The sequence below is a fragment of the Ruegeria sp. J8 genome, from assembly GCF_056531925.1.
This window is the reverse complement of the sequence record NZ_JBQFMR010000003.1, coordinates 242,522-266,570: the sequence shown is the minus strand read 5'-3', so window position 1 is coordinate 266,570 and position 24,049 is coordinate 242,522. Positions and strand designations below refer to the sequence as shown.

Sequence of the window (24,049 nt, the reverse complement as noted above, 5' to 3'; positions counted from 1 at the left end):
ATGGCAAAGAACAAATTCCACGATGGCCCCGGCCCGTCCCAACGACAGCTGCGTGTCGGCGAACTGATCCGCCGCACCCTGTCCGAGGTTCTGGCGCGCGGAGATGTCCACGACCCCGACCTGAATCGCATGTCAATCACCGTGGGTGAGGTGCGCACCTCGCCCGATCTCAAGATAGCCACCGCCTATGTCCTGCCCTTGGGTGGCAAGGGGCAGGAGGACGTGATCGATCTGTTGGCCCGCAACAAGGGCGAGCTGCGCCGCATGATCGGCAAGAAGCTGAACCTGAAATTCTCGCCCGATCTGCGGTTCCGTCTGGATGACACGTTTGACCGTCTGGACGATACCCGCCGCATGTTCGAACAAGACGCGGTGCGCCGCGATCTGGACGAGTGATCCGCACGCTGGCCACATTGGGCGCGCTCCTGTGGGCCGCGCAGGCCGGTGCGGTGAGCTGTGAAAAAGTCACCCACGACGACAAGCGATACACTGTTTGTGAGGTGGACGCGGCAAACGAAGACCTGCGTCTATTTCTGAACGACGACAGCGGCGATCTGCTGGGGCATTTTTCCTCGGTGAATGAGGCGCTGGCCCCCGGCGGTGAACGCCTGGCCTTTGCGATGAATGCGGGCATGTATCACGACGACCGCTCGCCCGTGGGTCACTATGTCGAGAACGGCCAAGAGCAGATGCGCGTCATCTCCAACCCCGGCCCCGGCAATTTCGGCCTTCTACCCAATGGGGTGTTCTGCATCCGCGAGGGCCGCGCCGATGTGTTCGAGACGCTTGACTATGTGGATCAGGCCCCCGAGTGCCGCTTTGCCACCCAATCCGGCCCCATGCTGGTGATCGACGGAGAGCTGCATCCGCGTTTTCTGCCCGACTCGACCTCTCTGTTCGTGCGCAACGGGGTGGGCACTAGTGCTGATGGCACCCGCGCGGTGTTTGCGATCTCGGACGATTACGTCACCTTCCACGAATTCGGCAGCCTGTTTCGGGACGTGCTGAAAACCCCCAACGCACTGTTCTTCGACGGGAATATTTCACGCATGTATGACCGGGCCGGGGGCCGCTCAGATATCGGCTTTTCACTGGGGCCCATCGTGGGTGTGGTCGAAATCGCACCTGTAAATTGACAGCGCCCATGTGATCCGCTACCCCGCGCGCCTCAGCATGAATCAAGGTGTAATATGGGACGCAAACGCAAGGGCCGCGACATTTCCGGTTGGCTGGTGGTGGACAAGCCTGCGGGCATGACCTCGACCGCCGTGGTCAACAAGGTGCGGTGGGCGATGGATGCGAAAAAGGCGGGCCACGCGGGTACGCTGGACCCCGAGGCGACCGGCGTTCTGGCCGTGGCGCTGGGTGAGGCGACCAAAACCGTTCCCTACATCACCGACGCCTTGAAAGCCTACACCTTCACCGTGCGTCTGGGTCAGGCCACCAATACCGACGATGCCGAGGGGGAGGTGATCGCCTCCAGCGATGCGCGCCCTTCGGATGACGACATCAAACAGGCGCTAACCCCGTTTCTGGGGGACATCATGCAGGTGCCGCCCAAGTTTTCCGCCGTGAAGATCGACGGACAGCGCGCCTATAAACTGGCCCGCGATGGCGAGGATGTGGAGCTGTCCGCCCGGCCACTGTGGGTTGAGGAGCTGATCCTTGTCGACCGCCTGGATGACGATCATGTGGTACTGGAAATGACCTGCGGAAAAGGTGGCTATGTGCGCTCCATCGCCCGCGATCTGGGTGCGGCGCTGGGATGTCACGGCCACGTCAAAGAACTACGCCGCATCTGGTCCGGTCCGTTCGAGGTCGAAGATGGACTGTCCGTCGACCAGATCGACGAAATGGCAAAGACCGAGGCTCTGGATGACTACCTCCACCCGCTGGAGACCGGCCTCGCCGACCTGCCCGAGTTGAAATGTACCCCCGAGGGCGCCACCCGTCTGCGCAATGGCAATCCGGGCATGGTGCTGGCCAGCGACGTGGAATATGGCGACGAGGCTTGGGCCTCACTTGACGGCAAAGCTGTGGCCGTGGGCATCTATAAATCCGGCGAATTGCACCCCAGTCGGGTGTTCGTCGTCTGAAACCCGTGTTAGGCGAGGGTATGATCACCCGAACGCATACCAAGGGCGACGCGCCCTCGACCGCCGTCTATTCCGATTGCGAGAAGTATCGCTATAGCCTGACCCGCGTGTGGGATGCGGGCGGGCGCAAGGCGCTGTTTGTGATGCTCAACCCTTCGACCGCGACCGAGGTGCAGAACGATCCCACCGTCGAACGCTGTGAACGGCGGGCGCGGGCGCTGGGGTTTGGCGCGTTTCAAGTGACGAACATCTTTGCCTGGCGCGACACCGACCCCCGCAAGATGCGCGCCGCCACCGATCCGGTGGGCCCTGCGAATGACGCGGCCATTCTCGACGGTGTCGAATGGGCCGATCAGGTCATCGCCGCATGGGGCACGCATGGAGAACATCTGAACCGCGGCCCGGCGGTCGAGACCCTGCTGCGCGGCACCGGGCATCCTCTGTTCCATCTGGGACTTACCAAGGCGGGGCACCCGAAACACCCGCTCTACATCGCCTATACCCAGCAACCCGAGCTATGGTGACAAAGGGTTAACCACAACCCCAAGCAGTCTTTGACCAACCACCTGAACGCATGGGATAAATCATCCTCGGGGCAATGCGTTCGCGGAGGGGTTCCATGTTCATGATCGGGTTTCTCAGCATCGCAGCACTGGGTGGCGCGGCCTATGCGATCAGCGACATTTTTGAACCCGAGGACGAGCCCGAAGAAGACGAAGTCATTGAAGATGACGCCGAAGAGATCTCGGAAGGCAATCTGCTTGAGATTGACGATGTGCCAGACGCACCGTCAACCGGAACTGTCATTTTCGAACACGAAGGCAATCTGATCCTTGCTGGTACTGAAGAGCAGGACATTCTGACCGGTCAAGATGGCGACGACCAGATCAACGGCTATGCCGGGGATGACACCGTGATTGGCGGCGCGGGCGATGATACCCTGCATGGCGGGGACGGGGACGACACGGTCGTGGGTGGGTTGGACGATGACATTCTGCATGGCGAGGATGGCGATGACCTTCTGACCGGAGAGGACGGGGATGACACGCTCTACGGTTATTTCGGCGTGGATAGTTTGGAGGGCGGCGTCGGGGACGACGATCTTTATGGCGGTCAGGACGACGACAGGCTGAGCGGGGGTGACGGGGATGACGCACTGCATGGCGGCTATGGCAACGACACGCTGAACGGCGGCGCGGGTGAGGATGCGCTGTTTGGGGACGACGGCGACGATGTTCTAATCGGACAAGACGCCGAAGGCGAGGATGAGGTCGATTTCCTCAACGGTGGCGAAGGGGATGACACCATTCTGGCCGACGGGGGCGACATTGTGACTGGCGGCAATGGCACGGATGAAATCATCGTTACCCCGGAAGAAGGCGACGACCCGGTCACAGTGATGGATTTCCAGCCCGGTCAAGACAAGCTGCTGATCTCGTGGACCGGCGAGGAAGACCCCGACATTCAGGTTGAACCCGATGCCGAAGATGACAACCTGACAAATGTCGTGATCAACGGGCAGACCGCCGTGCAACTGCTGGCAGCCGAAGGATTGACCGCCGAGGATATCCAACTGATTGGCGAGGGCGCGCTGGCGCAATTGAACGCGCTGGGCTGATCGGGCAGAATCCCTTTGCTATCCACCGAAAATCCGCTTATACGCGCGCATCCGCATCGGAATCGGTGCGGTTTTCTCCATGGGCCTGTGCTGGACGACATCCCGGCCTGCGCCATTAACCTTAACCTTTTTACAAGGAGACCCCGATGTCGATTACTGCCGCTGAAAAAGCACGCGTCATGAAAGAATTCGCAACCAAGGACGGCGACACCGGTTCGCCTGAAGTCCAGGTTGCCATCCTGACCTCGCGCATCACCACCCTGACCGAGCACTTCAAGACCCACAAAAAAGACAACCACGGTCGCCGCGGTCTGCTGAAAATGGTCGCCCAGCGCCGTAAACTGCTGGACTACCTGAAGGGCAAGGAAGAAGCACGCTATCAGGACCTGATCAAAAAGCTGGGCATCCGCCGCTAAGCGCTTTTTCGTCCAATTCGAAACGCCCGCCAATTTGGTGGGCGTTTTTTTGTTCGGGACGATCTATCGAAGCTATTGTGCTGTCAGTCCGAAGCGGCGCGATCATATTCCATGCGCGCGGTCTTAACCTGATCCATCTGTTCGTGCGACCAGTAGACGAGCGGCCTTAGCAGTTCCAATAAGCTGCGGCCCTGAGGTGTCAGTGCATAAGACACAGCGACAGGCGGACCGGGATCGACAGTACGCGTTAAATATCCATCCCGCTGTAGCCCCCGCAGATTTTCGGTCAGCACCCTTTGCGTAACGTCACCGATACATCGCTTGAGCTCTCCGAACCGCTTCGGCTCATCTTCCAGCGCCAGAATGATGATCATCCGCCACTTGCCTGTGACGTTGGACAAAACGGATCGGATCGAACAGTTCGACGCTTCGGCTTTATTGCTAACGCCAATGGGAAGCATGACACCCTCAAGTTCATTATGAATACCAGAAACGACTACAATACCTTATACTACAAATGCAACATACTGTTTTTTCGCTAGTATCCTAAAAGTAACCCGGTGACTTTAAGGTGCGTAATTGCCCTTTGGTGCGTTTTTGATACCTACTATCAACGCAAAACGAATCATCAGGAATTCACCATGACCCCCAAAGATCTTGTCCTCGCACTTTTTTCTGCCGCTTTCCTGGACCATGACCCCGAAGCTGCGCGTCAGATGGTAAGCACCGACTATGTTCAGCACAATCCGCAGGTACCGACCGGGGCCGAAGGACTGATGGGCCTGATCTCGTTGGTCGGTCAGGCTGGTATGACCGCGACCACCCATCGCGTGATCACCGAAGGTGATCTGGTCGTACTGCACAACACCTATGACAATGCCGACGCGTTCGGCGCGTCCTCGCTCGCTGCGTTTGACATCTTTCGCGTAGAAGACGGGAAAGTGGTTGAACATTGGGACAACTTGCAACCTATCCCCGAAACCACCGCGTCAGGGCGCGGCATGACGGATGGTGCGGTTGAGATCACCGATCTCGACAAGACCCAAGAAAACAAAGCCTTGGTTCTGGGTTTTGTACGCGACGTGTTGGGCGGGGCAGCACCAGAGAATGTCTCGAAATACATGGACCCCGAAGTTTACATGCAACACAACCCGTCAATCGAAGACGGCCTGTCGGGATTGATGGCCGCGATCGAAGCATTTGCTGCACAGGGAATGATAATTACCAAGTTTGAGCCTCAATTCGCCGTGGCCGAGGGCAATTTCGTCTTTGTCGCGACCGATGCTGTCATGGGCGGCGAACCCTGGGCCTTCTTCGATCTGTGGCGCGTGGAAGATGGCAAGATCGTAGAGCACTGGGACGTCGTCTCACCTATCCCGTCCGAAATGGCACATGGGAACGGCAAGTTCTGAGTAAGCTTGACCGCCCCTGAAGCGCCATGAGAAAGCGCCCGTCAAACCTGCGGGCGTTTTCCGCTTTCTTCAATCAGGAAGACCAGCATTCCGCCACCCGGCGCGCCAATTTTCCGAAGCATTTGTCATCGAAAACACAGGCAGTTTGGCTTGTTCGGTAGACGCGGTGATATCGGGCCGAAGCGCATTAAGGTCATTGACCGCAGACTTCGCCGCGGCTGTATCCGGCAGTTGCCCCAGCGCGGCAATCAGCATCAAATGGCTCATGACGAAACCGGACCGAACCGCCAGAGCCTCACGCGCGGCTGCGGCGGCTTCTTCGTACCGGGCAAGCTGGAACAAAGCGCTGCATCGGGCAATATGCGCGGCGTGTCGCATCGGGTCCTTGGGGCTGAGTTCAACGGATTGCGTCGCATGATCCAGTGCCTCGTCCGGTCGATTTAGCATGCACAGGTTGATCGAAGCCAGCATATGAACACTCGCGGCATTCGGATTCTCGGCCAGCGCCTGTTTGAAAGCAGACCGTGCGCGCGGTAAATCCCGCGCCAGCATCGAGATCGAGTGCGCCGCATAGGCCATTGCGATTCCGTCAGCCCGGTCGCTCATCAACACGCGTTCGGCGGCAGCTACGGCGGCCTTGGGGCCTTTGCCCACAGGTTCCAGACCCTGCACAAGGCGCTGGATGTGCAGCCATGCCAACAACCCGGCTGCGGCTGCGTAGTCAGCGTCGCGCTCCAGTGCCAGAGTGGTAAGCCGGATCGCTTCGCGATTGTCTTCATCGGTCAGCAAATGGAAATGCGACAGAGCCTGTAAATACAGCTCATACGCCTCCAGACTTTCGGTTGGCTTGGCGCGCGAGCGGGTGGTTTCAGCGTGACGCAGTGACGGCTCGATTGCTGTCACCACCTCTTGCGTGACCTTGTCCTGAAGATCGAAAATATCATCCAACACACCATCAAACCGATCTGCCCAAAGGTGGCTGCCGTTTTCCGCGTCAATCAACTGCCCGGTAATCCGAACACGTTGGCCCGCCCGACGGACCGACCCTTCCAGCACATAGCGAACGCCCAGGCTACGCCCGACCTCGCGGATATCAGTGCTTTTTCCTTTGAAAATAAAAGATGAATTGCGCGCCACTACCATCAGCCACCGAAACCGCGACAGCTCGGTGATGATGTCCTCGGTCATGCCGTCGGCAAAAAACTCCTGCTCGGGGTCGCCGGACATATTGTCAAAGGGCAGCACGGCGATCCCGGGGCGCGTGTCGGCCGAGGTCGACAGATTGGCCGACGTCCCCTTGGGCCAGCACCAGACACCGATGCGGCGTGTGATGTTTTTCAACTCGGTCTGCTCGCCCCCGTCGAACTGGGCCGCATCGCCCCGGTCCAGGCTGTTGTGCGACGTGTCCGAGATCAGGATCTGGTCGGGTTCAGCCAATGCCTCAAGCCGCGCGGCGATGTTGATCCCATCACCGAAGATATCGTCGCCATCCGAGATCACCTCGCCCGTGTGGATACCGATACGCAGCCGAATGGTGTCTGCCTTCGGTGCAGACTGGACCGCAATCGCGCAATCGGCGGCGTCAGATGTCGAGGGGAACTCGGCAATCCACCCGTCCCCCATGCTTTTGATCAGGCGCCCCTTATGCGCCTCAAGCAAGGACTTAAGCGTGTCTTCACGAAACGACCTGAGCGCGGCCAACGTGCCCTGCCGGTCCTGATCCATCAGCGCCGAGTATCCAACGACATCTGCCGCCAGCACCGTCGTAAGTCGTCTTTTCATTGACAGCCCCCCAACAAAGGCAACTTACCGCGCGGGAGACCGTCTGTCAGGTTATTTGCGCAGGACATCCGCGAAGTTTGTCCGTAGCCTTGGCACATTTCGCTTTCGTTCCAACCTGATTTCACGCGCGCGGTGTCAACTCCCAGTTTGACAAGCATGCAACTAAAGGTCGGTGCTTCGGTTTCGCTTCCCTTCCCCTTCAAACTCATGTATGCGCGCGAGTATCTGAGACGTTGTGCCCTGACCCTGGCACTCGAATGGAAGATAAATGGGGTCGGCGGCAATGGGGCCGCCATGCAAACCGGAGACCCGCAGGGGCGGGAGTGCTCCGTTCTAGGATACGCATATGTTTGATGTAACAAAGAAATCGATTCAGTGGGGCGAAGAGACGCTGACACTGGAAACCGGCAAGGTTGCCCGTCAGGCGGACGGCACCGTGATTGCCACGCTGGGCGAAACCAGCGTCATGGCCAACGTGACCTTTGCCAAAAGCCAAAAGCCCGGTCAGGATTTTTTCCCGCTGACCGTCCACTATCAAGAGAAATACTATGCTGCCGGTAAAGTTCCGGGTGGCTTTTTCAAGCGCGAGGCGCGCCCGACCGAAAAAGAGACGCTGACCGCGCGTCTGATCGACCGTCCGATCCGCCCGCTGTTCGTCGATGGCTTCAAAAACGAAGTTCTGGTCATGTGCACCGTGCTGAGCCATGATCTGGTCAACGATCCCGACATCGTTGCAATGATTGCTGCGTCGGCTGCTCTGACTATTTCCGGCGCGCCGTTCATGGGTCCGATCGCCGGTGCCCGCGTTGGTTTCGTGGATGGCGAATACGTCCTGAACCCGACCGTAGACGACATGCAGGACCTGCGCCTGAACCCTGAACAGCGTCTGGATCTGGTTGTCGCCGGCACCAAAGATGCCGTGATGATGGTGGAATCGGAAGCTTACGAGCTGTCAGAAGCCGAAATGCTGGGCGCCGTGACCTTCGCGCATGAACAAATTCAGCCGGTTATCGACCTGATCATCAGCTTGGCCGAAGAAGCTGCGAAAGAGCCGTTCGAGTTCGAAGCGCCCGATTACTCGGATCTCTATGCCGCTGTTGCCGCAGCCGGTGAAGAGCAGATGCGCGCCGCCTTCGCGATCACCGACAAGCAAGAGCGCACCACCGCCGTTGCCGCGGCCCGCGAAGCAATCAAAGAAGCGTTGACCGAAGAACAGCTAGAAGACGGCAACCTCGGTTCCGCGATGAAAAAGCTGGAAGCCGGCATCCTGCGAGGCGACGTCGTCAAAGGCGGCAAGCGGATTGACGGTCGCTCGACCACCGACATCCGTTCGATCGTTGCTGAAACTTCGATGCTGCCCCGGACCCATGGTTCCGCCCTGTTCACCCGTGGTGAGACTCAGGCACTGGCCGTAACCACGCTGGGCACCGGTGATGATGAGCAGTTCATCGACGCGCTGCACGGCAACTTCAAATCGAACTTCCTGCTGCACTACAACTTCCCCCCCTATTCGGTTGGTGAAGTTGGCCGCGTGGGTGGCCCCGGACGTCGTGAGATCGGCCACGGCAAGCTGGCATGGCGCGCCCTGCAGGCGGTTCTGCCTGCGGCGACCGACTTCCCCTACACGATCCGTATCGTGTCCGAGATCACCGAATCCAACGGATCGTCCTCGATGGCGTCGGTCTGCGGCGGCTCGCTGTCGATGATGGATGCGGGCGTTCCGCTGAAAGCACCGGTTGCCGGTGTGGCCATGGGTTTGATCCTGGAAGATGACGGCAACTATGCCATCCTGTCGGACATTCTGGGTGACGAAGACCACCTGGGCGACATGGACTTCAAGGTTGCGGGTACCGAAAACGGCATCACCTCGTTGCAGATGGACATCAAGGTTGCGGGCATCACGCCCGAGATCATGGAGAAAGCCTTGGCGCAAGCCAAGGACGGCCGGATGCACATCCTGGGCGAGATGGGCAAAGCCCTGTCCGAGACCAACGAATTCTCGGTTCACGCCCCGCGCATCGAGACCATGAACATCCCCACCGACAAGATCCGCGAAGTCATCGGTTCGGGCGGTAAGGTCATCCGCGAAATCGTTGAGGTTTCGGGTGCCAAGGTCGACATCAACGATGACGGCGTGATCAAGATCGCCTCGCCGGACGGAGAGTCGATCAAGAAGGCTTACGAGATGATCCACTCGATCGTCGCAGAGCCCGAAGAAGGCCAGATCTACACCGGTAAAGTGGTCAAGATCGTCGATTTCGGTGCCTTCGTGAACTTCTTTGGCAAGCGCGACGGTCTGGTGCACGTCTCCCAGATCGAAAACCGTCGCCTGAACCATCCGTCGGATGTTCTGAAGGAAGGTCAGGAAGTGAAGGTCAAACTGCTGGGCTTTGATGATCGCGGCAAGGTTCGCCTGTCGATGAAAGTGGTCGATCAGGAAACCGGCGAAGAGATTGTTCCCGAGAAGAAAGAAAAGAAAGAAGACGCCGAATAATCAGCGCCTCTTTTCGAATTACCAAAGACCCCGGTTCTGGCCGGGGTCTTTTTTTTCGTGACCCTACAAGTCCTTGGCAAAGTAATGCAGATGCGGCCGCAACATCGGTTGGTCCCTGTAGGTTGTTGTCTCAATCGGTGTGTCCAGTTCCACAAACCCAAGCTTCGGATACAGGCTGCGCATCTCAACATTCGGGGTCAACGTATCGGCCACCAGCCGTTTCAACCCCATCTGTCTTGCGGCATTCTCTCGCGCCACGATCAACGCGCGCCCGGTTCCGGTGCCACGGGCACTTTCGGTGACAAAAACGCGCTTTAACTCACCGGTCTCTTGATCCAGACGCTTCAGCATCCCGCACCCCACAATCGCAGACTTCCCATCCCGCGCCACGACCAGGCAACCATTGGGTGGCAGGTAATCCTCGGGGCGCGCCCAGAATTCGGCTAAGGCGCTTTCCGGGGCGGATGGATCAATCTCGAACCCCATGGCGCCCATGCGCTCGACGATCAGGTCGTAATATTGCGACAGGATGCCATTCAGCTGATCCTTAGGCGGCAGCGCGGCACAGTGTTCAATTTCAATCATCGGGTCACAGCTCACGGATCAGTTGACCCTGCTGCGGGTGTGAGCACAAGCCATTATTCAATGCGCCACCCCGGACGGTCCGTGTTTCATCACATGCCATTGCCCATAGCTGTCGTTCAGATCCAGCTTGATCGCCGCGTTTGCCGTGGTCGAGGCGCTGCCGATCTCGGCCAGTGTGAATTCGATCCCGCCGGGAATGTCGATCCGAACGCGATGCTCGCCGCCGCCATGCGGGGCCTGAATTGGACGCCCCGTAGATTGCAGCACATCGCCCACTGTGACCTTGGCTTTACGCCCTTCTATGTCGATGTCGAAATCAATTGGCAGATACAGGGTCTCGTGTACGGTTTTGCACATGGCACGGAAGACGAACCAATGGGTGGCCATTTCATCCGTTTCCTCACCGTGAAAGACCTTTTCCAACGCATCGCGCTGCGCATCCGAGGCGCTGGGGTCAATGATCACCTGCATCTCTCCGCCACCTTCGAAAATCGGACCGGGCCACGCATAGATCAGGGCCGCTTTGGTGCCTGCCAGATCAGTTTCGCCGAAATGCCCCTTGGAGACCTCCAGCACTTCGAAACCCCTGCAATTGCCATTGGTGGGTAATTCTTCGAACTGACAGGGGCAGGCGTAGCCGCAGTTGCAATTCCCGAAGGCTTCGCCCTCAACGTACCAATCTGTGAATGCCATCGAAACTCTCCTGATGTGAAAGCCCGATACCTGTCATCACCCGCCCCGATCGCGGCACCATAGCATATTTACGCAAAATCCCGAACCGCTGCGGAAAATCGAATGGGAAAGACGCGCGAATGTGTCGAACTTCACAGTCAGAAGGCTTTCGGCATGACAATTTGCGCAAGGGTCGAAAGACCCGCGACCGAGCATGCAGGGCCGACGTCGCACAACCAATAAGTGTGTGCGAAGGAATGGGCCATGACATTAAGATCGTTCAAAGAACGAGTCATCCAAACATGTAGTTTCGAGGTTGTGGGGATCGCGTTCGTCTCGCCGGTTTATGCGTATATCGCGGGGGCGTCGATGGCGCATGGGTTTGCGCTGATTTCCCTGCTGTCCATCGTCATTTTGATCTGGTCGCCCATTTTCAACACGTCGTTCGACTGGATAGAGCAGCACCGAACCCGCCGCCTGGCAAGCGCCCGCCCCCACCGGTTGCGGATCGTCCACGCGGTGCTGCATGAGGTCACCGCGATTATTATTACATGCCCGTTGCTGATGTATTTTGGCGGCCATTCCCTGCAGGCCGCACTGGCTTTCAATCTTGGTCTGACGATCACCTATTCGATCTACACCTATGTTTTTCATATCATTTATGACCGGTTACGCCCCGTAAGACCTGTCTCTGCGGTCGAGGGCACACCGCAATGCGATCCCGGCGCGGCGGTCTGCAATAACATCTGAACAAACCCGCGCTGCTTGTTCGATCACTCCACCCCAATAAGCTGTGAATCGAAGTGAAGCTCGCCTGTCTTTCATTTGCGGCGAGTTTGTCCACATGTGGGTTCATAACCATTTGGAACAAAGGACATGGACATGGTTAAGCGAATTATTCTCGCCTCGGCGGTGCTGGGCCTCAGCGCGTCAGCACCGGTTGCGCAAAGCCTCACAGATGACCTCTACGTCCACGGATTTGCTGGCTACAGCAATTTGCAGGACAGCGATTTCACCGGCACCGTCAATGGTGGCCCGGAATCTGTCGATACCGATTTTGACGGTGGGTTCGGACTGGGCATTGCCATCGGCAAAGAGATCCCACAGTGGAGCAATGACAGCATCGCCACTCGGGTCGAACTTGAACTGTCTTATCGAGACAATGACGTAGACGGAGTGAATTTTTCTGGCAACGGGCCCGCAAGCGAAGTCAACGTTTCGGGTGATGTGACCCAGACTTCCTTGTTTGCCAATGTTCTAGTCGACTTCAAAACCGCCAGCGCGCTCACGCCCTATGTCGGCTTGGGTCTGGGTGTCGCCTACACCGATCTGGATTTCTCATACGGACCGGGTGTGGAGTTGGATGACAGTGACACCAACTTTGCCGCTCAGATCATCGCAGGCGTTGCCTATGATGTCAGCGAAAACACGGCCCTGACACTGGATACGCGCTATTCGCGCGCCTTCGACGTTTCCTCGGACCGTCTGGCCCCGAACGGCGCGTTGACCGGCACCGTCGAAGATGACATCGACGCGTTCAGCATCAATTTCGGCGTGCGCCAAAGATTTTGATCGAATAGGGGAAGTGTTTCTCTCCGGTTTCCCTTCCCCCGCATGTCCGCGTGCTCTATGCACGAGGACATGCGATCTTTCGTCATCCATATGTCCTCTAGTGCCGCGCGGCGACCCAATGCCGAGAAACTTTGCAGCGACCTTCCGAACGCGGAATTATTCGAAGCGGTAAACGGTCGCGACCCGGCGCAGATCGCCGATGTTGCGCTGTTTCCCGGCAATTTGCACCATCCAGAATACCCGTTTAAATTGCGCCCTGCGGAGATCGGGGTGTTCGAAAGCCATCGTCGTCTTTGGCGCAAACTGGTGGACGAAAAGATAGATATGGCCATCATCACCGAAGATGACCTGCGCATTGACCCCATGCGCATGGCCAAAGCGCTGAAGATGTTGGCGGCCTTTGCTACGCCCGAGCACTATATCCGCATTCCCGTAAAACAACGCGAAGTTGCGGCGCAAGTGCTGGCCAAAACCAATGATCAGCGTCTGATCCTGCCAAAGGTGATCGGGTTGCAATGTGTGTGCCAGCTTGTCGGGCGCCGCGCGGCAGAACGGCTTTTGGCCGCAACTGACAAGATCGACCGCCCTGTGGATACGTTCCTGCAAATGCACTGGCTAACCGGCCAACCAATCCTGTCGCTTCAGGGCAGTGGCAATCAGGAAGTGGCTGGCGAAATCGGCGGGTCCACAATCCAGACTCGTCCTCCGCTGAGCGACAAACTGACCCGCGAGTTCAAGCGCGCAGCTTATCGCGCCTATCTGCACAGCCATCCGCAAAAGCCGGCTTGCTGAACGAAAAAGCGGGGCCTGATGCCCCGCTTTGTTGTTTCTTAGCTCGGCGCTTTGGTTTTGCGCAGATAAGGGAAGATCGTTTCGAACTCGCCAAATTTCTCCTTGGCCTCCTCGTTCGACACCGCAGGCGGGATGATCACGTCTTCACCGGGCACCCAGTTGGCCGGCGTTGCGACGCCCTTGCTGCTCATTTGCAGACCGTCCAGCGCGCGTAGGATTTCCGCAAAATTGCGACCCACGGTCATCGGATAGGTCATCGACAGCTTCAACTGCTTGTCCGGGCCGATGATGAACACAGAACGCACGGTGGCACTGTCCGCCGGGGTGCGGCCATCGGGCAGATAAGCTTCGGCAGGCAACATGTCGAAGGCTTTCGAGACCGCAAGCCCGTCGTCGGCAATGATCGGGAAACCGGGATTGGCATTGCCATAGGCCTCGATGTCTTTCTTCCACTTCTTGTGGTCTTCCACACCATCGACCGACACGCCCAAAACCTTGGTGTTGCGTGCCGCCCATTCGTCATTCAGTTGCGCCACGGCAGAAAACTCGGTGGTGCAGACAGGAGTGAAGTCCTTGGGGTGCGAGAACAGAATAGCCCAGCTGTCACCGATCCAGTCGTGGAACTGAATGGTGCCCTGATCCGTTTCTGCGGTGAAATTTGGGACGGTGTCGTTGATGCGCAAGCCCATAATGCGTCTCCTTCTCCTGTTGGTCAGCCTGGCAGGCTGATGCGAATTTAATCACTTTGTGTGTAAGTTAAACCGTTCTTTGAGGGATCGCTCAAAATTCACGTATCACGATATTATCCTGAAATTCAGAAATTCGCCCCAACAAAAACGCGGCGCGCCTGTCTCAAGCCTCGGCCTGCGCGGCCTCATAAGCCAGCATGGCACGCTTGACGGGCAGGCCCCAATGATAGCCCCCTAGCCCGCCAGACTTGCGCAACGCCCGGTGGCATGGGATCAACCAACTGACCGGGTTGCGCCCAACGGCCGTACCCACGGCCCGCACCGCCTGCGGGGACCCCACCCGCTGCGCGATCTCGGAATAGGTCGTGACTTGCCCCGAAGGAATGTGCATCAGCGCCTCCCACACTTTGATCTGCAGCGGGGAACCGATCAGGTGCAGCGGGGTTTCAGACCGGGTCGCGCCAAACGACGCCACGACCCATGGGCGCAGCTTTTCGGCATTCTCGATGTAGCTGGCTTTGGGCCAGCGCGAGGTCATATCCTCCATTGCCGCCGCTTCGCCGGTTTCTGCGCCAAAGGCCATACCGCAAATCCCTTTGTCAGTGCCCATCACCAACGTCGGGCCGAAGGGGCAATCGAACCAGCCCCAGTAAATCGTCAGGCCCGCGCCTTTGCGGGCGTATTCGCCGGGGCTCATGGATTCCCATTTCAGGAACAGGTCATGCAGACGGCCGCTTCCGGACAGCCCCACGTTATGCGCGGTCTCCAGCGTGGTGAACCGCTCGTGCAGCAAGGCCTTGGCGTGGCCCAGCGTCAGATATTGCTGATAGCGTTTCGGCGATACCCCGGTCCAGCGTGAGAACAGGCGTTGAAAATGCGCGGGGCTCATGTCCATCTGGCGGGCCAGTTCGTCCAGCGACAGGGATTCGCCGCCCTGATCAATCAGCTCGATCGCGCGGCGCATGACGTTGTAGTGGTATCCGCTTTCGGGGGTCTGGACGTTCATAACTCACCTCATCTGCTACCCCGGACCATATCCCGCGCGCCACGCCACCGCGACCCGAAACATGCGCATTGGCTTTGGGCTTGTGTCATGCGCCTGCGGGCGGCATTAAGGCCCGGATGGCAAAGCAACTCGATTACCACACGATCCGCGAGATCTTTACGCGTTTTCAGGACGCCGACCCTGAACCCAAGGGCGAGCTGGATCATGTGAACGTCTATACTCTGGTCGTGGCCGTGGCGCTATCGGCGCAGGCCACCGATGCGGGCGTTAACAAAGCCACGCGCGAGCTGTTCAAAATCGCCGACACACCGCAAAAGATGCTGGATTTGGGCGAAGAGGGCCTGACCGAGCATATCAAGACCATTGGCCTGTTCCGCCAGAAGGCCAAGAACGTCATCAAACTCAGCCGCATTCTGGTCGAAGACTATGGCGGCGAAGTGCCCAATTCCCGTGCCGCGCTACAATCGCTGCCCGGTGTCGGGCGCAAGACGGCCAATGTGGTTCTGAACATGTGGTGGCGGCAACCGGCGCAGGCGGTCGACACCCATATCTTCCGCGTCGGCAACCGCACCGGCATTTGTCCCGGCAAGACCGTAGATGCCGTCGAGCGCGCCATCGAAGACAATATTCCCGCCGATTTCCAACTGCACGCGCATCACTGGCTGATCCTGCATGGTCGCTATCACTGCAAGGCGCGCAAACCCCAATGCGGAACCTGTATCATCCGCGATCTCTGCGAATTTGAGGACAAGACCCTATGAAAACCTACCAGCTCACCGGTATCGGAAATGCCGTTGTGGACGTGATCTCCCAGGCCGATGACAGCTTTCTGGAACTGATGGGCATCGAAAAGGGCATCATGCAACTGATCGAGCAGGAGCGCGGCGAAGTGCTGTATGCCTCGATGGAGGGGCGCGTGCAGACGCCCGGCGGCTCGGTCGCGAATACCATCGCGGGTGCCGGGGCACTGGGACTGGATGCGGCATTCATTGGCCGGGTGCATGACGACGCGCTGGGGCGGTTCTATGCGGATGCGATGAACGAGGACGGCGTCGATTTCGTCAACCCGCCGGTGCCGGGTGGCGAGCTGCCGACCTCACGCTCGATGATCTTTGTCTCGCCCGACGGCGAACGGTCAATGAACACCTATCTGGGCATTTCCTCGGAACTGTCATCACAGGACGTGTCCGAGGATGTGTCAGGCAACAGCCAAATCATGTTCCTTGAGGGGTATCTGTTCGACAAGGAAAAGGGCAAAGCCGCGTTTCTTGAGGCCGCGCGCACCTGTCACAAGGGCGGCGGCAAGGCGGGGATCGCCATTTCCGACCCGTTCTGCGTGGAACGTCACCGGGTCGATTTCCTGCTGCTGATCGAGAACGAGCTGGATTTCGTGATCGGCAACGAGGCCGAGATCAAATCGCTGTTCGAAACCGATGATCTCGAGGATGCTCTGGCCAAAACCGCCGCGATTTGCCCTCTGGTCGTATGTACCCGGTCGGGTGATGGCGTAACGGTTTTGTTCGGCGGTCAGCGCGTGGATGTACCGGTGGAAAAGGTTGTGCCCGTGGACGCCACCGGCGCGGGCGATCAATTCGCCGCTGGGTTCCTGTTCGGTATGGCCACAGGGCGCGATTACGAGACCTGCGCCAAGATCGGAAATGTCTGCGCCCGCGAAGTGATCAGCCATATCGGCCCAAGGCCAGAAGCGAATATGCAGGAATTGCTGCGCGCCGAAGGCTTGCTGTAAGTCGCTGAGTAGCGCCGAGGGCGCCCAGATGACCTTGGCGCAGCTTTTTTACGACCCCGCCGCCGCGTCGTTCAGTGCCCAGTCATAACTATAGGCACTGACTCGGGACACATCTTGCAGCCGCGCTTCCAGATCGGGGTCGGCGACCGTTCGGACATAGGTTAGAACCGCCTGTTCGTTCGGTCCGAAATCCTCTCGGAACCAGATGAAGATCTTGGACAGGATCAGCCCGCCATTGTCATTAAACCGCACGCCACGCGGGTCGTTGATATAGGCGTGTTCGGCGGCGGCAAAATCACGCTCCAGCGTGTCGGCCTGCCAGGCGCGGTCCATGAGGTTGGGGCAGCCCACAGCGGCACAGTTCAGGGCATAATGAATGCGCGGCTCGTTGAATTCAGGGCGGATGATGCGGTGTTCGATCTCGTTCAGGGTTAAGCTCTGCCCGGCGACCGTCACTATGGGCCGGTTCCACGGCCCGATTGACAGCGGCCCGTCCTTGATGTCGCGGATCGAGGCGACGGGGTAGTTCTCAAGGATCACATCCACCGTCACCGCGTTATACATATTGATCCAATAGGCCAGCTGTTGATCACGGGTCAGCGCCGCAGGGTCAACTGTTTGCAAATCTTCGATATACCCGTCCAAACGTGCTTTGTCGTCGGCCGAGACCTGCCCGTAAGCCATCCGGTTCACACCCTGCGCATCAGGCGCGACATAGCGGTTCAGAAAGGTGGTCCAGTCGCGGTGATCAACACGCTCTCCGGGCGGTTGGGCGACGCGGGTCAGGGCGCTGTTCGCCAAAGGTTCGGGCGCGGGAAGGGCCAGTCGTTCGACACTGGCACAAGCCGCAAGCAGGGGCAGCAACAGCAGGATCAGCAGACGTCTCATGAGGCATCCTTTCGGGACTGGCGCAGGGCGCGCATCTGCCCTTTCAGCCGTTTCATCGGAGCAAGCGCCGGATCGCTCAGTTCGGGCAGGTCCGGGCCATTGGACAGACGCGGAACGGCAGCGTTCCACCAGCTTGGACCAGTCGGCCCGTCAATCCGGTCAGGGCTGGCCAGATGCATGTCGCGCTGCGCGTTATGGACACACATCGAAAGCGGCCCGTTCGCCGTAGCCACCATGAACACGCACGAGGCGCAGCGGTCTTCGTCCAACTGATCTGCCGCCATGAAATTGTGAATAAACACCGCTTGCCGCCGCACCGGGCCACGTAGCACGCCAGTACCCAGACGAGCGACGCTCAGCCCAAGTTGCCCCAACGCGCGCAGGGCCAGCAGCGGATGTCGTCGGATCATGCGCCCAACCTTGGGGCGAATACGGATATGGGCGTCCTGATTGTCGTCCACCCCTTCCAGCGCTGTCATCACCCGATGCACCAAGCTTTGGTTAGACAATAGCGAGACCGCGCGCCCTCCGGCCGTCAGGACGCTGGCGTAACGGTTGCATTTGGAATGGCCCACAGCCGCCGTGCCGAAATGCAGCGGCGTCCCATAGCCTTCCTCGACCGCGCGCGCGACACTGTCCTGCGTGATCATCTCGGGCCGTTCGCGCAACACGCCGCGCCCAGTATCGGCCTGCACTTGGAACGAGACAAACGCCACCTCGGGTCGATCCCGCAGATAACGCGCCAGCATGGGCAGTTCGTCGAAATTGCCGGCAAACACCGTGGTGTTGAACAGAATACGCAGCCCCAATCCCCGCGCCCGGCGGATATAGGCGCGGCGGACGGTGTTCAGCTCTTCTTCCGAGGTGAACCCCTTACGCTCTTGCGTCATGTCCACATGAAAGGCCACGTCGTTCAGCCCCGCCGCTGCCAACCGCATCAACTTGGCGCGGCTGGCGCGAATCCCGTTTGACATCAGACAGGACCGCATACCCAAACGGCGGATTTCCCGGCACAGCGCCTCAAGATCCTCGATCTTGCGCAGGGTCGGATCACCGCCAGTCAACTGCACCGATACGCCGGTGCCGTAGTGGCTTTGAATTGTCTTCAACCGCGCAAACAGAACCGACAGAGGAGGGTCATAGGTCATCTCGGCCCGGTCCGAGAGGTAACACAGCGTGCAATCCAGATTGCACCTTTGCGTGACCTCCAGCGCAACGCAAGCGATGGGATAGAACCGCCCCGCCGTTTGCCCGGCCTGGTATTCGCCACAGCCTTGCAAACCCTCGCGCAGAGGCGCGCGGCGGTCAGAACCGATGAACTTGCGACCTGCAGGGACGATGGCGGGGGGGCTGTGCGCGGTATCTCTCATGCGGACCAAGCTAGAGATGCCGTGTGGCCCGAACTATGCCCCCTCACGGCAAGTTGTCGCAGGGTGAGTGAAGCGCACGCCTACCGCAGAAATGCGCTGAATGCTGCAACCACCTGCGCGTAGACATCGCGCTTGAAGGGTACGATTTCTTCAACCAAGCGTGAGGGCTCCTGCCATTTCCAGCGGGTGAACTCGGGATGATCGGTGTCGATATTGATCTGATCGTCACGGCCCGTGAAACGCAGCAGGAACCATTTCTGCTCTTGCCCGCGATAGCGGCCTTTCCAAATCTTGGGCACGATGTCATGGGGCAGATCATAAGGCAGCCAGCCGGGAGTTTCGGCCACGACCTCGACCAGATCAGCGGTCACACCCGTCTCTTCCCACAGCTCGCGCAGGGCCGCATCGCGAGGGTCTTCGCCTTTGTCTACCCCACCCTGCGGCATCTGCCAGGCATCGGCGTGGCGGTCATTGCGCTGGCCGACAAAGATATGACCTTGAGCGTTCATCAGCACTAGCCCGACGCAGGGCCGATAGGGCAGTTTGGCGATTTCATCGGGGGTCATGCGCGGCCTCTTTTTCCTGTCACGCCTTGTCTGTATCAAGTGCTGTCAGGACAGCAAAGACCGTGACGCAAGGTTTCGCGTGACAATGTTGACGCAAACGTCAATCTAACGACAAAGAATTCGGGAGGGAGAGTTACCATGACTGCGTACCCAAACATGCTGGCCCCGCTGGATCTGGGCTTTACCACTCTGAAAAACCGGGTCCTGATGGGCTCGATGCATACCGGTCTGGAAGAGACCGGCGACTGGAACCGCGTGGCAGAATTCTATGCTGACCGTGCCCGCGGCGAAGTTGGGCTGATGGTGACGGGCGGGATTGGCCCGAACCTCGAAGGCTCGGTCCTGCCCGGCGCGTCTATGATGACCACCGAGAAGGACGTCGAAAACCACTCCATCGTGACCCAGCGTGTGCATGAGGCAGGCGGCAAGATCGCCATGCAGATCCTGCATGCGGGTCGCTATGCCTATGGCCCCAAATGCGTGGCGCCCAGCCCGGTGAAATCGCCCATCTCGCCCTTCCCGCCCAATGAGCTGGACGAAGACGGGATCGAGAAACAGATCAGCGACATCGTCAACGCCGCCAAGCTGGCCCAAAAGGCGGGCTATGACGGGGTCGAAATCATGGGATCGGAAGGCTATTTCATTAACCAGTTCCTCGTGACCCACACCAACAAGCGCGAAGATCGCTGGGGCGGCTCGTATGAGAACCGGATGCGCCTGCCGATTGAAATCGTGCGCCGCACGCGCGAGGCCGTGGGCCGTGATTTCATTATCATCTACCGCCTGTCCATGATCGACCTTGTGCCCAATGGCTCCACACATGATGAAGTTGTCGAACTGGCGAAACGGGTTGAACAAGCGGGAGCCACGATCATCAACACCGGCATCGGCTGGCATGAGGCGCGGATTCCGACCATCGCCACATCCGTGCCGCGCGCAGCTTTTGCGTGGGTTACTAAAAAGCTGATGGGCAAGGTGAGCATTCCGGTGATTACCTCGAACCGGATCAACACGCCCGAAGTCGCCGAAGAGGTTCTGTCCACCGGCTGCGCCGACATGGTGTCACTGGCGCGCCCGATGCTGGCGGATGCGGATTTCGTCGCCAAGGCGATGGACGGCAAATCGGCACAGATCGCGCCCTGCATCGCCTGTAACCAAGCCTGTCTGGATCATACATTCGGCGGCAAACTGACATCCTGTCTGGTGAACCCGCGCGCCTGTCACGAAACCGAGCTGGTGATCGGCAAAGCCGGTACACTGAAAACCATAGCCATCGTCGGTGCAGGCCCTGCCGGCCTGTCCACCGCCATGACCGCCGCCCAGCGCGGCCATGATGTCACCTTGTTCGACCGCGCTGGTGAGATCGGCGGGCAGTTAAACATGGCCAAACAGGTGCCCGGGAAGGAAGAGTTCTGGGGGTTGGTCGATTGGTTCCGCACCATGATCGCGGATCTGGGCGTGAAGGTTGAACTGAACCGCGAGGTCACGGCCGACGACCTGACCGGCTTTGACGAAGTTGTCATCGCCACGGGCGTCACCCCGCGCGATCCGCAGATTGCGGGGCAGGATCGGGACAATGTGATCGACTATATCGACGTGCTGCGCCACAAGGCCGAGGTCGGCAAGTCCGTCGCCGTGATCGGCGCAGGAGGCATCGGGTTTGACGTGTCCGAATTCCTGCTGGAGGACGGCCATAGCATCACCACTGACCTGCCCGCATGGATGAAAGAATGGGGCGTCACCGACCCCGCCGAGCATCGCTCGGGCCTGGCGCCCGAAGGACCGCAACCGGCAGCGCCTGCGCGTCAGGTCACGCTGCTACAGCGCAAGAAACAGGCGCATGGCAAAGGTCTGGGTAAAACAACCGGCTGGATTCACCGCGCGACGCTGAAGATGAAAGACGTCAATTTCGTCGGCGGTGTGAACTATGAACGCATCGACGATGATGGCCTGCATGTAAGCTTTGGCGAAGAGCGCGCCGACCCAACCGTGATTGCGGCGGACACGATTGTTCTATGCTCGGGTCAGGTTTCCGAACGCAGCCTCGCGGATGCGCTGATCGAACGCGGTATAACTCTGCACGTGATCGGCGGGGCGGATGTGGCGGCAGAGTTGGACGCCAAACGCGCAATTAATCAAGGCACACGTCTGGCGGCGACTTTTTGAGGCATCGGGCCCGGTTCGCGCCGGGCCTGCGCTACAACGAAAAAATGGCTTTGGTGACACGTTCAACGGTCACAAATTTGCCATCCTCAGATTAACATATGTGTAATGCTGCCGGTAAAACCCCATAGTTTTCGGGTTTGTGGCGAATTTAGAAACCACCGTTTCCACGTTTCCTATCCGCAAACGATCCAGATTAAATCCCTGATATTATCCCATGTCTGCCCAGTTTCCGCCCAGATTGAGCGCCAAGGTCAGTCAACGAACCAAGACTTGGGGTACGAGTATGGACAGACTGACCGAAATGGAAGCCTTTGCCAATGTGGTGGACCAAGGTGGCTTCACAGATGCGGCCAAGAAAATGGGCATCTCCAAATCGGCCGTGTCAAAGCACGTCTCGAGCCTCGAGGCGCGTCTGGGCGCCCGTCTTTTGAACCGCACAACGCGACGCGTGTCGCCTACGGAAATCGGTTTGGCCTACTATGACCGCGCGCGCCGTGTGCTGAATGACGCAGGCGAGGCTGATGCGCTGGTGACGTCGATGCAATCCGCGCCTTCGGGCCTGTTGCGCATCAGTGTGGCCACGGATTTTGGCGTGAATCATCTGTCTCCGGTCCTGTCAGAATTCCTGTCAGCCTATCCCGATATCACCGTGAACATGGTGCTGAACAACCGGTATGTTGAGCTGATCTCGGAAGGGTTCGACGTGGCCGTGCGTATTGGTGAGTTGGAAGACAGCACCCTGCGCGCCCGCAAACTGACCGAAACCGTGAAACGGATGGTCGCGGCCCCCAGTTACATCGACAAATATGGCCGCCCCCAAAAGATCGACGATCTGAACGAGCACAAGCTGCTGCATTACTCCAGCCAATCTTCCGGCAACGTGTGGAAACTGACCGCGCCATCGGGCGAAAAGCGTCAGGTCCGTACCGCCGGCTGGCTGAGCGTGAATGACGGGCAGTCCCTGCTGAACGCAGCGATCTCGGGCCTTGGGATCGCGCATCTGCCCAGCTATCTGTACGCTGACGCGCTGAAAAGCGGCAAGGTTCTGGATGCGATGCCGTCGCTGCCTGATGAGTTGCAGGGCGTCTATGCAGTGTACCCTCCGGGCCGTTTCACACAGCCCAAGGTGCGCGCATTCATTGATTTTCTGGTCGAGTCCTTCAACGACAAGGGCCCGATGGATTGGTAATTTCTCCCCGGTGAAGACTGAACGGCCCGCACACAATTGTGCGGGTCTTTTTTTATTCCATGAAGACCGACAGCCCCATGCCCTTGGCAACGGTGCGCAGGGATTGGATCAGGATGTTTTGTCCGGGCAGGGCGGCTTCCCCGCGCCGCGACAACAGCGCGATATCGCGGTTGGCGTTGGGGATCGTCAAAGGGCGCAGACGCACCTCGTCTCGGTAAATACCCTGCCGCCTTGCATAGAGATCGGGCAAAACCGCAGCCCCCACCCCCGAGGCTGCCATTAGCACAATAGAATCCAGTGTCGTGCCCTCGTATTCATCGGATACCACGCCTCCGCATTCCGCCGCCAGCGCATAGACGATCCGGGACAGACGGTGGCTTTGGTCCAAAGTCAGGATCAGACGGTCGCGCAAATCCTCGGCTGTGACCCCGTGCAGATCGCGCGCCAGTACGTCGTCCACGGCCACCCCAATCCAGAGCGTTTCGTTGAACAGGCGTTGTTGCAGCGTATTGGGGTGATCTTCGGGGGTTGAAATGATCATGTCGAACCGGCCGGATTTCAATCCCTGCTCAAGGTCTCGGGTGTTTTCTTCGCGCACGACGATGCGCAATCCGGGCCGTTCCTGGTGCACATGCTTGATGACTTGCGGCAACAGGTAGGGCCCAATCGACGGCAATACACCCAACCGCAGCCGCCCTCCGACAGGGGTATCGCTGGTCATCGCATGGCGCAGGTCCTGTACCTCGGCCAGGATTTTCTGAGCGCGGGCAATGAACTCCTCGCCCCGCGCTGTAACCTGTACCCCGCCCCGGTCCCGTTCAAAGATACGCAAGCCAAGCTCTTGTTCTACTGTCGCAATTTGCGTCGAGAGGCTGGGTTGACTGACATTCAGAACGTCAGCAGCCAGCCCGAACCTGCCCAAGCGACTGACCGTGACGATGTATTCCAGCTGGCGCAGAGTGGGCCGCATTACATAGTTCCAAGCTATT

The 24,049-nt window shown here is 58.9% G+C and carries 25 protein-coding genes; 15 read left to right on the top strand and 10 right to left on the bottom strand.

What is annotated here, in order from left to right:
* From rbfA to rpsO, 6 genes are all read left to right on the top strand, one after another.
* Complete coding sequence (gene rbfA, locus ACR0L1_RS07980) at window positions 1-396, top strand: 30S ribosome-binding factor RbfA (protein WP_170379347.1); 396 nt, start codon at window positions 1-3, stop codon at window positions 394-396.
* Window positions 393-1,136 (top strand): phosphodiester glycosidase family protein, encoded by a 744-nt coding sequence (locus ACR0L1_RS07975; RefSeq protein ID WP_170785123.1) that lies wholly within the window; start codon window positions 393-395, stop codon window positions 1,134-1,136. The genes rbfA and ACR0L1_RS07975 overlap by 4 nt, the downstream gene beginning before the upstream one ends.
* Window positions 1,137-1,190: 54 nt before the next feature.
* Window positions 1,191-2,096 (top strand): tRNA pseudouridine(55) synthase TruB, encoded by a 906-nt coding sequence (truB, locus tag ACR0L1_RS07970; RefSeq protein ID WP_480858122.1) that lies wholly within the window; start codon window positions 1,191-1,193, stop codon window positions 2,094-2,096.
* A gap of 20 nt (window positions 2,097-2,116) precedes the next feature.
* Window positions 2,117-2,620 (top strand): DUF1643 domain-containing protein, encoded by a 504-nt coding sequence (locus ACR0L1_RS07965; protein WP_170789565.1) that lies wholly within the window; start codon window positions 2,117-2,119, stop codon window positions 2,618-2,620.
* Window positions 2,621-2,715: 95 nt separating this feature from the next.
* Window positions 2,716-3,714 carry a calcium-binding protein gene (locus ACR0L1_RS07960; RefSeq protein WP_170772808.1) on the top strand — a complete coding sequence of 333 codons (999 nt, stop codon included), beginning with the start codon at window positions 2,716-2,718 and terminating at the stop codon, window positions 3,712-3,714.
* Between the two features lie 146 nt (window positions 3,715-3,860).
* Complete coding sequence (gene rpsO, locus ACR0L1_RS07955; protein WP_008757925.1) at window positions 3,861-4,130, top strand: 30S ribosomal protein S15; 270 nt, start codon at window positions 3,861-3,863, stop codon at window positions 4,128-4,130.
* An 83-nt stretch (window positions 4,131-4,213) separates the two neighbouring features.
* On the opposite strand, the gene ACR0L1_RS07950 is transcribed toward rpsO, so the two are convergent.
* Window positions 4,214-4,591 carry a winged helix-turn-helix transcriptional regulator gene (locus ACR0L1_RS07950; protein WP_170772810.1) on the bottom strand — a complete coding sequence of 126 codons (378 nt, stop codon included), beginning with the start codon at window positions 4,589-4,591 and terminating at the stop codon, window positions 4,214-4,216.
* A 180-nt stretch (window positions 4,592-4,771) separates the two neighbouring features.
* Between ACR0L1_RS07950 and ACR0L1_RS07945 the strand changes: the two genes are divergently transcribed.
* Entirely contained in the window at window positions 4,772-5,542 is a 771-nt protein-coding gene (locus tag ACR0L1_RS07945) for a nuclear transport factor 2 family protein (RefSeq protein WP_480858119.1), read from the top strand.
* Window positions 5,543-5,611: 69 nt separating this feature from the next.
* Here ACR0L1_RS07945 and ACR0L1_RS07940 read toward each other — a convergent pair whose 3' ends face one another.
* Window positions 5,612-7,324: an adenylate/guanylate cyclase domain-containing protein gene (locus tag ACR0L1_RS07940; RefSeq protein ID WP_480503431.1), complete on the bottom strand. Its 1,713-nt coding sequence runs from the start codon at window positions 7,322-7,324 to the stop codon at window positions 5,612-5,614.
* A gap of 346 nt (window positions 7,325-7,670) precedes the next feature.
* On the opposite strand from ACR0L1_RS07940, the gene pnp reads away from it, so the two are divergent.
* Window positions 7,671-9,818, top strand: coding sequence for a polyribonucleotide nucleotidyltransferase (gene pnp, locus ACR0L1_RS07935; protein WP_480503432.1), 2,148 nt, complete (start codon window positions 7,671-7,673; stop codon window positions 9,816-9,818).
* Between the two features lie 63 nt (window positions 9,819-9,881).
* On the opposite strand, the gene ACR0L1_RS07930 is transcribed toward pnp, so the two are convergent.
* Window positions 9,882-10,403 carry a GNAT family N-acetyltransferase gene (locus ACR0L1_RS07930; RefSeq protein ID WP_170789561.1) on the bottom strand — a complete coding sequence of 174 codons (522 nt, stop codon included), beginning with the start codon at window positions 10,401-10,403 and terminating at the stop codon, window positions 9,882-9,884.
* Window positions 10,404-10,460: 57 nt separating this feature from the next.
* Window positions 10,461-11,096 carry a DUF1326 domain-containing protein gene (locus ACR0L1_RS07925; RefSeq protein ID WP_480858116.1) on the bottom strand — a complete coding sequence of 212 codons (636 nt, stop codon included), beginning with the start codon at window positions 11,094-11,096 and terminating at the stop codon, window positions 10,461-10,463.
* A 243-nt stretch (window positions 11,097-11,339) separates the two neighbouring features.
* Between ACR0L1_RS07925 and ACR0L1_RS07920 the strand changes: the two genes are divergently transcribed.
* From ACR0L1_RS07920 to ACR0L1_RS07910, 3 genes are all read left to right on the top strand, one after another.
* On the top strand, window positions 11,340-11,825 hold the full coding sequence (locus ACR0L1_RS07920) for a PACE efflux transporter (protein WP_480858114.1): 486 nt from the start codon (window positions 11,340-11,342) through the stop codon (window positions 11,823-11,825).
* 132 nt (window positions 11,826-11,957) lie between these two features.
* Window positions 11,958-12,647, top strand: coding sequence for an outer membrane protein (locus ACR0L1_RS07915; protein ID WP_170772824.1), 690 nt, complete (start codon window positions 11,958-11,960; stop codon window positions 12,645-12,647).
* Between the two features lie 69 nt (window positions 12,648-12,716).
* Window positions 12,717-13,439 carry a glycosyltransferase family 25 protein gene (locus tag ACR0L1_RS07910; RefSeq protein ID WP_480858112.1) on the top strand — a complete coding sequence of 241 codons (723 nt, stop codon included), beginning with the start codon at window positions 12,717-12,719 and terminating at the stop codon, window positions 13,437-13,439.
* 38 nt (window positions 13,440-13,477) lie between these two features.
* Here the strand turns inward: ACR0L1_RS07910 and ACR0L1_RS07905 are convergent, their stop codons facing one another.
* Both ACR0L1_RS07905 and ACR0L1_RS07900 read right to left on the bottom strand, forming a co-directional pair.
* Window positions 13,478-14,128: a peroxiredoxin gene (locus tag ACR0L1_RS07905; protein ID WP_170355987.1), complete on the bottom strand. Its 651-nt coding sequence runs from the start codon at window positions 14,126-14,128 to the stop codon at window positions 13,478-13,480.
* A 163-nt stretch (window positions 14,129-14,291) separates the two neighbouring features.
* A complete protein-coding gene (locus ACR0L1_RS07900; protein ID WP_480858110.1) occupies window positions 14,292-15,134 on the bottom strand; it encodes a bifunctional helix-turn-helix domain-containing protein/methylated-DNA--[protein]-cysteine S-methyltransferase in 843 nt (280 codons plus the stop codon).
* Between the two features lie 116 nt (window positions 15,135-15,250).
* On the opposite strand from ACR0L1_RS07900, the gene nth reads away from it, so the two are divergent.
* Both nth and ACR0L1_RS07890 read left to right on the top strand, forming a co-directional pair.
* Complete coding sequence (nth, locus tag ACR0L1_RS07895; RefSeq protein ID WP_170772829.1) at window positions 15,251-15,895, top strand: endonuclease III; 645 nt, start codon at window positions 15,251-15,253, stop codon at window positions 15,893-15,895.
* Window positions 15,892-16,881: an adenosine kinase gene (locus ACR0L1_RS07890; RefSeq protein WP_170355980.1), complete on the top strand. Its 990-nt coding sequence runs from the start codon at window positions 15,892-15,894 to the stop codon at window positions 16,879-16,881. The genes nth and ACR0L1_RS07890 overlap by 4 nt, the downstream gene beginning before the upstream one ends.
* A 48-nt stretch (window positions 16,882-16,929) precedes the next feature.
* Here ACR0L1_RS07890 and ACR0L1_RS07885 read toward each other — a convergent pair whose 3' ends face one another.
* The 3 genes from ACR0L1_RS07885 to ACR0L1_RS07875 form a co-directional block, all read right to left on the bottom strand.
* Complete coding sequence (locus tag ACR0L1_RS07885) at window positions 16,930-17,769, bottom strand: DUF547 domain-containing protein (protein ID WP_480503438.1); 840 nt, start codon at window positions 17,767-17,769, stop codon at window positions 16,930-16,932.
* Window positions 17,766-19,139, bottom strand: a complete 1,374-nt coding sequence (locus tag ACR0L1_RS07880) for a radical SAM protein (RefSeq protein ID WP_480858108.1) — start codon at window positions 19,137-19,139, stop codon at window positions 17,766-17,768. The genes ACR0L1_RS07885 and ACR0L1_RS07880 overlap by 4 nt, the downstream gene beginning before the upstream one ends.
* Before the next feature lie 80 nt (window positions 19,140-19,219).
* Entirely contained in the window at window positions 19,220-19,705 is a 486-nt protein-coding gene (locus ACR0L1_RS07875; protein WP_480858106.1) for an RNA pyrophosphohydrolase, read from the bottom strand.
* A gap of 138 nt (window positions 19,706-19,843) precedes the next feature.
* Here ACR0L1_RS07875 and ACR0L1_RS07870 point away from each other — a divergent pair, with 138 nt between their 5' ends.
* Together ACR0L1_RS07870 and ACR0L1_RS07865 are read left to right on the top strand one after the other, a co-directional pair.
* Window positions 19,844-21,871 carry a 2,4-dienoyl-CoA reductase FMN-binding domain-containing protein gene (locus ACR0L1_RS07870; protein ID WP_480858104.1) on the top strand — a complete coding sequence of 676 codons (2,028 nt, stop codon included), beginning with the start codon at window positions 19,844-19,846 and terminating at the stop codon, window positions 21,869-21,871.
* A 283-nt stretch (window positions 21,872-22,154) separates the two neighbouring features.
* Window positions 22,155-23,060, top strand: coding sequence for a LysR family transcriptional regulator (locus ACR0L1_RS07865; protein ID WP_170772843.1), 906 nt, complete (start codon window positions 22,155-22,157; stop codon window positions 23,058-23,060).
* A gap of 52 nt (window positions 23,061-23,112) precedes the next feature.
* Here the strand turns inward: ACR0L1_RS07865 and ACR0L1_RS07860 are convergent, their stop codons facing one another.
* Window positions 23,113-24,030: a hydrogen peroxide-inducible genes activator gene (locus ACR0L1_RS07860; RefSeq protein WP_480858102.1), complete on the bottom strand. Its 918-nt coding sequence runs from the start codon at window positions 24,028-24,030 to the stop codon at window positions 23,113-23,115.
* Window positions 24,031-24,049: the final 19 nt, after the last annotated feature.

What these genes read in the sequence shown, in the direction of transcription:
- rbfA (WP_170379347.1), top strand. Translation starts at nt 1, where the DNA reads ATGGCAAAGAACAAATTCCACGATGGCCCCGGCCCGTCCCAACGACAG.
- truB (WP_480858122.1), top strand. Translation starts at nt 1,191, where the DNA reads ATGGGACGCAAACGCAAGGGCCGCGACATTTCCGGTTGGCTGGTGGTG.
- ACR0L1_RS07965 (WP_170789565.1), top strand. Translation starts at nt 2,117, where the DNA reads ATGATCACCCGAACGCATACCAAGGGCGACGCGCCCTCGACCGCCGTC.
- ACR0L1_RS07960 (WP_170772808.1), top strand. Translation starts at nt 2,716, where the DNA reads ATGTTCATGATCGGGTTTCTCAGCATCGCAGCACTGGGTGGCGCGGCC.
- rpsO (WP_008757925.1), top strand. Translation starts at nt 3,861, where the DNA reads ATGTCGATTACTGCCGCTGAAAAAGCACGCGTCATGAAAGAATTCGCA.
- ACR0L1_RS07950 (WP_170772810.1), bottom strand. Translation starts at nt 4,591, where the DNA reads ATGCTTCCCATTGGCGTTAGCAATAAAGCCGAAGCGTCGAACTGTTCG.
- ACR0L1_RS07945 (WP_480858119.1), top strand. Translation starts at nt 4,772, where the DNA reads ATGACCCCCAAAGATCTTGTCCTCGCACTTTTTTCTGCCGCTTTCCTG.
- ACR0L1_RS07940 (WP_480503431.1), bottom strand. Translation starts at nt 7,324, where the DNA reads ATGAAAAGACGACTTACGACGGTGCTGGCGGCAGATGTCGTTGGATAC.
- pnp (WP_480503432.1), top strand. Translation starts at nt 7,671, where the DNA reads ATGTTTGATGTAACAAAGAAATCGATTCAGTGGGGCGAAGAGACGCTG.
- ACR0L1_RS07930 (WP_170789561.1), bottom strand. Translation starts at nt 10,403, where the DNA reads ATGATTGAAATTGAACACTGTGCCGCGCTGCCGCCTAAGGATCAGCTG.
- ACR0L1_RS07925 (WP_480858116.1), bottom strand. Translation starts at nt 11,096, where the DNA reads ATGGCATTCACAGATTGGTACGTTGAGGGCGAAGCCTTCGGGAATTGC.
- ACR0L1_RS07920 (WP_480858114.1), top strand. Translation starts at nt 11,340, where the DNA reads ATGACATTAAGATCGTTCAAAGAACGAGTCATCCAAACATGTAGTTTC.
- ACR0L1_RS07915 (WP_170772824.1), top strand. Translation starts at nt 11,958, where the DNA reads ATGGTTAAGCGAATTATTCTCGCCTCGGCGGTGCTGGGCCTCAGCGCG.
- ACR0L1_RS07910 (WP_480858112.1), top strand. Translation starts at nt 12,717, where the DNA reads ATGCGATCTTTCGTCATCCATATGTCCTCTAGTGCCGCGCGGCGACCC.
- ACR0L1_RS07905 (WP_170355987.1), bottom strand. Translation starts at nt 14,128, where the DNA reads ATGGGCTTGCGCATCAACGACACCGTCCCAAATTTCACCGCAGAAACG.
- ACR0L1_RS07900 (WP_480858110.1), bottom strand. Translation starts at nt 15,134, where the DNA reads ATGAACGTCCAGACCCCCGAAAGCGGATACCACTACAACGTCATGCGC.
- nth (WP_170772829.1), top strand. Translation starts at nt 15,251, where the DNA reads ATGGCAAAGCAACTCGATTACCACACGATCCGCGAGATCTTTACGCGT.
- ACR0L1_RS07890 (WP_170355980.1), top strand. Translation starts at nt 15,892, where the DNA reads ATGAAAACCTACCAGCTCACCGGTATCGGAAATGCCGTTGTGGACGTG.
- ACR0L1_RS07885 (WP_480503438.1), bottom strand. Translation starts at nt 17,769, where the DNA reads ATGAGACGTCTGCTGATCCTGCTGTTGCTGCCCCTGCTTGCGGCTTGT.
- ACR0L1_RS07880 (WP_480858108.1), bottom strand. Translation starts at nt 19,139, where the DNA reads ATGAGAGATACCGCGCACAGCCCCCCCGCCATCGTCCCTGCAGGTCGC.
- ACR0L1_RS07875 (WP_480858106.1), bottom strand. Translation starts at nt 19,705, where the DNA reads ATGACCCCCGATGAAATCGCCAAACTGCCCTATCGGCCCTGCGTCGGG.
- ACR0L1_RS07870 (WP_480858104.1), top strand. Translation starts at nt 19,844, where the DNA reads ATGACTGCGTACCCAAACATGCTGGCCCCGCTGGATCTGGGCTTTACC.
- ACR0L1_RS07865 (WP_170772843.1), top strand. Translation starts at nt 22,155, where the DNA reads ATGGACAGACTGACCGAAATGGAAGCCTTTGCCAATGTGGTGGACCAA.
- ACR0L1_RS07860 (WP_480858102.1), bottom strand. Translation starts at nt 24,030, where the DNA reads ATGCGGCCCACTCTGCGCCAGCTGGAATACATCGTCACGGTCAGTCGC.